This is a genomic window from Ruegeria sp. CDSC085, assembly GCF_059610465.1.
The window spans coordinates 1-5,915 of sequence record NZ_JBXWNR010000041.1 but is presented as its reverse complement, the minus strand read 5'-3'; the positions used below and the strand labels follow the sequence as shown (position 1 = coordinate 5,915).

Here is a 5,915-nt window from a genome sequence, read left to right as displayed (position 1 = left end):
AATCAATCCAGACAGATGAGCCAGATCCTCTCTTAGATTACGCCGCCATCTGTCCCAAAATCCCTGACGACGGACAGAGTATTTGCCAAATCGTCAACGGAGAAGATGCCGACTTATGGGAAAATAGCTGGATAAGCAGCGCAGCGCTAAAATCGGCTCTGGAAGTGGACAAGATTGTAGTTGCCGAGCCCAAGTATGTTCAGGAAGTCGTTTCTCCTGAAGAAGTCGAACTATTCACTAAAAATGCATGGGCTTACTGAACCAATACAGTTTTGAACTCCGGCACTTTTTTGCTCGCTGTCGTAAGCCGTGAATGAAATTCTAGAGTAGCTCACATTCGTCGGATGGTTTCTTAAGTTATTCAGCGATCTTCCACACCCGCTAAAACCGAGCAACTTCCTGCATCTAAATAAAGAAGCAACTGCAGGAGTTTGATCCATGAAGTACCTGTCTGCCCTCGGCGTTCTCGTCGGGGGTTTTCTTTTGCACCCACCGCCCAAGGCTGTCCTTACGACGATGCTCTGGGTGGTTAAACGGTCTCACCCCGCTGTCTCGGCGATGGTTCTGGTGGCGGTTCTCTGGACGTGGAGGTCCGACGATGACTGAGCTGAAACTGAACCCCGGTGACGTCGTGGTCGTCCGAGCCTTCGATGACGTCCCTGAACATCTGTTCCGCCTAGACGAGGTGTTCGAAGACTGCGTGACCGGCTTTGCTGCGACCGGTCCACTGGCTGGGTCCTACGGCGAACCGGCCCTCGAGATGATCCTGCGGGTTGTCTCAACCAACTGAACCCATCCCAATTTCCAACACTGAAAGGAGGAGACTGATGTCTGCTCACATTCGCTATGCCTATCTGAAGGGCCATACATGGTTGTTCAGACGGAACTATCCCGTTGACGTCGCTCTCGCGCTGGGCGCTCAGGCCCTGAAGCAGAGCCTCAAAACCAGTGATCCCAGAACAGCCCGTGTTCGTGCCGCTGAAGTCAATGCCCGGTTCGAGACGTTGGTTGAACAGGTGCGGGCTCAGGCAGAGGAGACTCTGTCTGCCCCAGAGAACACTGCTGAGGTTCCTGATTGGGTTGACCAGCCAGAGACTTCTCTCGTCCGTCTCCGGGCCACTCTGGAGGACTCTGGATGCAATCTGGAGCGGTCCAAGTTCATCAGACCATCAGCACCGGTAAAGGTGCCGGTTCGTGACCTGAGCCGAGCCTACCTTTCCCGGCGTAGTAATGAACTTCGACCCAGCGGGTTTAAATCGGTCCGATACTCCGTCGGGTTGTTCACGAGCCGATATGGTGACCAGCCGGTTTGCCGCCTGACCAGAACAGACGGACGAGAGTTCCTGTCCGCAATAGCCCAACTGTCTCCGATGATCGGTAAGTCAGAGAGGACCCGAGGGCTGACCCTGGACCAGTTAGTCGCGTACTCGTCTCGTGGGGCGGTGACTATTACAGCCAGAACTCAGCGGCGTATCTGGTCGCAGGTCAATCACTTCCTCGACTGGGTAGTCTATGAAGGGCATCTGGAGGTCAACCCGTTCCGGACAGTGCCCTTCGATCGCAAGGTGCGTCCTCAACCCTATGCGGTTCCGACTGACGATGAAGTCGTGCGGTTGCTGGGAGCCAATGACCGTGAATTGCATCCGGTTCTGCTAACCTGCCTGCTATCAGGAATGCGAGCGGGGGAAGCGGTGGGGCTGCTCCGGGAAGACCTCGTGGCCAAGGGCAATCTCGGTTGCTTCGTGCATGTTCGACCCAATGAACTGCGACTGCTGAAGACCGACGCCGCTGAACGACTGGTTCCGGTCCACCCGGCGCTGGATGAGACGTTCCGGCAGCTACCATCATCTGGTCCTCTGTTCCCCGACCTCACCGTGGCACATGTCACTAAGGGCTTCGCGAGACTGCGCCGACGGCTGGAGCTTGATCGACCGGGGCTGGTGTTTCACTCGACCCGCAAGTGGTTCATCACCCAGTGTGAGAGAACCGGTGTTCCTGAGCACTTCACCGCATCTCTGGTTGGCCACCAATCGGCACGGTCGGAGAACGGGATTACCTACGGCATCTACTCGGCAGGGATCAGTGACGAGCAACGTCGGTCTATCGTCGATCAGATAAGACTCCCGGCATGACGTTCCCGGACATTGATGCGTTCGAGGAGCGGGCTGCTATCGCCGAATACGATGGTGGTTGCACCCGTAAGACAGCGGAAGATCTGGCTGCTCGGGCTCAAGGGTTCCGGGATGCCGAAGCCTACTGGCAGTGGTTGGCTGACTATGTCGTTAACCGAAGACCACCCTGACACCCAACCCTCGGCGGCCCCTAGCGGGTTGCCGGGGGCGCTCACTTTGTTTTTTTTGCGGGAGCGGACATAGCGGAATAATGACCGAACGACCGAGTTGCGGACGAAGCCGCCGTTGAACCCGCCAGGTTAAGTGTCCGGTTCGGCGAGCAACTCAGTTTTTTCGCCGTTCTCGACTTCCTGCAATTTTCTAAAAGCGGTTGGCGTCATGCCGTTTGCGCGGCGGAAGGCTCGAGCGAAATTGGCGGCATCCGTGAACCCCAGCGCTGTAGCGATATCGGAAACCGACCTACTGGTCGTGACTAGAACCTCTCTTGCGTATTGCTGCCTCACGAAGCTTATCTCGTTGGTAATATTGGTCCCGTTCTCAGCTAGTCGTCGTTTCAGCTTGTGCTGGCTCATCGATGCGAGAGCCGCACATTTTGAAGCGCTAAGGTCAATCTGTTCGATGTGCGCCCGGAGCATTTGCCTAAAAGATTGAACAAACCCGTCGGCAGCCGTGCCGGATTTTTCCTCCGTGGCTAAACTGGATGACGCAGGATCCAGTTTTAGGGACAACCAAGACGACGGAAAGTGAATACTGAACCCCATTCTGTTCCCCTTCATTGGGTGCATCAGGTCGAATTCCGATGGTAGAACCTTGGGGTCGCTTACAGTAACTGTTACTTTCGATGGGTCCAGCCGGTTGCGTAGAGCCCGCCGGAGAACGGCCAAGCCGAGCGCCACCATGAATGCGTCGTTCTGAGCGGGCAGAATTTGGGGTGCAAAAGATCGCGTCTCTCCAAAAACTGCAGTTTGGCCGACTATATTAAGATGTTCTGTGACAGAACTGGCAATCTCGTTGGACCGCGCGATAAAGATCGACAGGAAGTCTCCAACCGTTGTCGCGCGCGCCTCAGCGTCCTCAAGTATCGTCCAACCCTGAACATCGAGTTTGCTTCCAACGCGGGCCCCAAAAAAGGGATCTTCGGCAGACTTGGCGGCGTTCTCGACAAACTGGTGGATGACCATGACGTGAACTGAGAGGTCAGCCTCAAAGATTGCACTCTCAGTTAATCCGACGCTCTCGAACACTGGTTCCGGCTCAATGCCGCATTCGCGGAGTTCCATGGCGAAGGGGCGCAAAACGCTCAGTTTTACGAGTGGTAAAGTGTGCTTCATCGATCCAGGGTTCGCTTTGATGTTCAGTTTCATTCTAGCGACGCAGAACAATTAAAAGGGAAAAAAATTGCTCAAAATTGTCCCTATGGGGCAAAATACTGTCCTTCGCGCACCTCGAAGACAGGCGAGAGTTCCGTCACTCGTTATACTGTCTCTCAGTTCAAACGCCCCGAGCGGGGGGGCTGATCCAATGGGAGATGGAAATGAAAATTACTCTACAATCTGTTGCGGGGGTTTTGCTCGCGACAGCAACGGCTACGTCGTCGCTCGCTCAGGAAGAGGCTTCACCGGCACTGGTTCTATTCACGAACTGTGCGGTGTTTGATGGTCTCACCGAAACCTTGATTGAAGGGCAAAATATTCTGATTGAAGGCAATCTGATTTCGGCTGTCGGCGATACGTCGCTTGAGGCAAAAGGGGCAAACCAGATTGACTGCGATGGACGCACTTTGATGCCTGGGCTGATTGATGCGCACACGCACCTCTACATGAACATGCCCGGTGGTGTTGGCGGCATGGAGGGTGGCGCGTGGGACGAAATCGGTCCTCGGGCTGCGCATATGGCCAACGAGTATCTCTACAGCGGGTTTACCAGCGTCCGCGAAATGGGTGGCGGAGGTTCCGGTCTGAAGAAAACTGTTGACGCGGGGCTGGTTGAAGGGCCGCGCATATACCCGAGTGGCGCCTTTGTGTCGCAAACCTCGGGGCATGGTGATTTTCGCAACGCGTCACAGCGAAACCCGAACCTGCCGCCCTATGCCAATGACAGCAGCGCGCAACGGCTCGGCATCACATATGTCGCTGATGGTGTGGATGGCGTCATGACAGCCGTACGGCAGAACCTGTCCCAGGGGGCAACGCAGATCAAGCTGATGGCCGGGGGCGGCGTCGCCTCGATCCTGGATCCGCTGCACACTCTGCAATACCAGCCCGAAGAACTTGACGCAGCAGTACGCGTTGCCGCCGATTGGGACACATATGTCGGCGTTCATGTTTTTTCGGATGAAGGGATCGTGCGGGCCGTCGAGGCCGGCGTAAAAAGCATCGAGCACGGGTTTTTCGCCAGCCCCGAGACGCTGCAGCTCATGAAAGACAATGACGTTTTCCTTGTTTCGCAGATGACCGGTATCTCGCCCTATCTGGAACAAAATCCCGGCCTGCAAACCAAGGCAAATCAGGACAAGCTGGCACTTGCGACCGATCAATCCAAGGACTTCGTCGAGAACGTCAAGGCGATCCGTCCTAAGATGGCCTTTCAGTCCGACGTCGTGTTTGCCACGGGAGAGTTGCTGCGAACCCAGCTGGACTATGAGAAATGGTTCCATGCCCACCTATTTGGAAACCACGCGATGCTTGTTGCGGCAACCTCTTCGGCAGGGGAGCTTCTGGCATACTCGGGAAAAGCCAACCCTTACCTCGAAGGTCCTCTTGGTGTGATTGTCGAAGGCGCTTACGCCGACGTTCTCATTGTCGATGGAAACCCTCTTGAAGACATCAGTGTCATCGGCGGCAACGAGAAATGGTACGACGCCGAACCGCGTCCTCGTGACATCCCGACGATGCGACTGATCATGAAAGATGGCGTGATCTACAAGAATACTCTGAACTGAGTATAGCGCAGGGTGGTGGCCTACCTCGGCCACCCTGCGCGACCTCGCCCCTGTGAATGTTACGGTGAATTGATTTTCAGAGCCTTCTACATGTGCTAAACATCTTTAGCGGACATTCAACCTGTCCCTCTGTAGCCGTCACTTTGGACTCGATACGGTCATTCGCTGTTGTCCGATCGAACGTCTGCTTCTACGCCACTGGTCAGCCACTTCATCAATGTCAACAAACGGTCGTCAGCCGGTCGGCCTACCCGCGCTCGAATTCAATGGTAGCGGTTCACTTGGCGTTGCATCTGGATGCAATGACGCAAGATACGCACAACTGGGTGGATCATGGTTACTGCGTGTTCGGTGCGAGTGTGCCAGGTATTTGAAGCCTTACGAAGCATTGCGACCTCCCATTGATGACGTCACGTTAACCTGGATGAACGAGAGGTCCTGTGAACTGGGACACAGAGCGCCATTACAAGTTTCTGCCACCCGCCAGCACCAGCTACCAGTCTTCAGCACCCGGAACGTCTCGCCAGCGGTCGTCTCAGCGCCAGTTATGGGTTCTCTAGCGGTCTAGTAAGCTCTGTCCCGCCAGCGGCAATGAACGATCGATCTAGCGATCAAAATGCCCAGTGCTCACTTTTAGAAACGCCCCATGCTGACCCGCTGACGCTCCATTCCGCCCGTCGCTTCGCTAAGCAGAATGCCCCCGAAACCGCCCCAGTTTCTCAGGCTAGTGGGAAAAGTTGATAGGTTTCATCGGTCGGCAAGGTTTCCTACCACCCCAGCCAGTTCATCAGAACATCGTTACTCCGATACCTGTTGACACCGTTTGCTGCGGAAAATGCCCC

General features: G+C 55.4%; 6 protein-coding genes and 1 pseudogene. 6 read left to right on the top strand and 1 reads right to left on the bottom strand.

Annotated features, from left to right (window positions below):
• From AC2FJB_RS22585 to AC2FJB_RS22565, 5 genes and pseudogenes are all read left to right on the top strand, one after another.
• A pseudogene (locus AC2FJB_RS22585) lies at positions 1 to 260 on the top strand (hypothetical protein); the annotation flags it as partial.
• Positions 261 to 438: 178 nt separating this feature from the next.
• Positions 439 to 606, top strand: a complete 168-nt coding sequence (locus tag AC2FJB_RS22580) for a hypothetical protein (RefSeq protein ID WP_496721178.1) — start codon at positions 439 to 441, stop codon at positions 604 to 606.
• Entirely contained in the window at positions 599 to 790 is a 192-nt protein-coding gene (locus tag AC2FJB_RS22575) for a hypothetical protein (protein ID WP_496721180.1), read from the top strand. The genes AC2FJB_RS22580 and AC2FJB_RS22575 overlap by 8 nt, the downstream gene beginning before the upstream one ends.
• A gap of 37 nt (positions 791 to 827) precedes the next feature.
• A complete protein-coding gene (locus tag AC2FJB_RS22570; protein ID WP_171167006.1) occupies positions 828 to 2,132 on the top strand; it encodes a DUF6538 domain-containing protein in 1,305 nt (434 codons plus the stop codon).
• Positions 2,129 to 2,302, top strand: coding sequence for a hypothetical protein (locus AC2FJB_RS22565; RefSeq protein ID WP_171167005.1), 174 nt, complete (start codon positions 2,129 to 2,131; stop codon positions 2,300 to 2,302). Before AC2FJB_RS22570 ends, AC2FJB_RS22565 begins: the two co-directional genes overlap by 4 nt.
• Positions 2,303 to 2,431: 129 nt before the next feature.
• Here AC2FJB_RS22565 and AC2FJB_RS22560 read toward each other — a convergent pair whose 3' ends face one another.
• Entirely contained in the window at positions 2,432 to 3,496 is a 1,065-nt protein-coding gene (locus tag AC2FJB_RS22560; RefSeq protein WP_271950342.1) for an AraC family transcriptional regulator, read from the bottom strand.
• 170 nt (positions 3,497 to 3,666) lie between these two features.
• Here AC2FJB_RS22560 and AC2FJB_RS22555 point away from each other — a divergent pair, with 170 nt between their 5' ends.
• On the top strand, positions 3,667 to 5,073 hold the full coding sequence (locus AC2FJB_RS22555; protein ID WP_271950340.1) for a metal-dependent hydrolase family protein: 1,407 nt from the start codon (positions 3,667 to 3,669) through the stop codon (positions 5,071 to 5,073).
• The last annotated feature ends 842 nt before the right edge of the window (positions 5,074 to 5,915 follow it).

Bases quoted from the DNA above. Each gene is read 5' to 3' on its own strand.
- AC2FJB_RS22580 (WP_496721178.1), top strand. From the start codon at position 439: ATGAAGTACCTGTCTGCCCTCGGCGTTCTCGTCGGGGGTTTTCTTTTG.
- AC2FJB_RS22575 (WP_496721180.1), top strand. From the start codon at position 599: ATGACTGAGCTGAAACTGAACCCCGGTGACGTCGTGGTCGTCCGAGCC.
- AC2FJB_RS22570 (WP_171167006.1), top strand. From the start codon at position 828: ATGTCTGCTCACATTCGCTATGCCTATCTGAAGGGCCATACATGGTTG.
- AC2FJB_RS22565 (WP_171167005.1), top strand. From the start codon at position 2,129: ATGACGTTCCCGGACATTGATGCGTTCGAGGAGCGGGCTGCTATCGCC.
- AC2FJB_RS22560 (WP_271950342.1), bottom strand. From the start codon at position 3,496: ATGAAACTGAACATCAAAGCGAACCCTGGATCGATGAAGCACACTTTA.
- AC2FJB_RS22555 (WP_271950340.1), top strand. From the start codon at position 3,667: ATGAAAATTACTCTACAATCTGTTGCGGGGGTTTTGCTCGCGACAGCA.